The organism is Vibrio sp. RM-41-2B (assembly GCF_024744415.1).
GTDB classification, from domain to species: domain Bacteria; phylum Pseudomonadota; class Gammaproteobacteria; order Enterobacterales; family Vibrionaceae; genus Vibrio; species Vibrio diabolicus.
Genome location: NZ_JAMQWD010000045.1, coordinates 1 through 588, shown reverse-complemented (window position 1 = coordinate 588; position 588 = coordinate 1). Strand labels below are relative to the sequence as shown.

Sequence of the window (588 nt, the reverse complement as noted above, 5' to 3'; positions counted from 1 at the left end):
CCAAAGCCAGGTTCAACAGCTGGACGAGGGGGAGCAGGTGCAAGACACCATCACTCTAACGGCGACCGATGGCACCCAACAAAAGATCGTGATTGATATTACGGGCACCGAAGACACGCCTATTGTTGACGGTACGTTTACCAGCAAGGTGAGCGAAGGCAATCTCGGTGATGTCGCGACCGCAACAGGTACTATTACTATCTCTGATGTTGATAATGGCGATGAGCCAGTGTTCAGCAACACTACCGTTACGGGCACCTACGGTGAGCTAGTATTGGTGGATGGAAAGTGGACGTATACGTTGGACCAAAGCCAGGTTCAACAGCTGGACGAGGGTGACCAGGTGCAAGACACCATCACCCTGACGGCAACCGATGGCACCCAACAAAACATCGTGATTGATATTACGGGCACCGAAGACACGCCAGTCGTGACGGGCACGTTTAAGGGGTCGGTGACCGAAGGCAATCTCGGTGATGTTGCAACCGCAACAGGCACTATCACCATCTCTGATGTTGATAATGGCGACGATCCGATTTTTGCAAACACCACCGTTACGGGCACCTATGGTGAGCTAGCATGGGTGGA

1 protein-coding gene is annotated in these 588 nt (G+C 52.9%); it reads left to right on the top strand.

The window, feature by feature from the left end; all coding sequences use genetic code 11:
- The coding region (locus tag NB463_RS18910) for a VCBS domain-containing protein (protein WP_258516028.1) at positions 1-588 on the top strand (588 nt) is incomplete at both ends.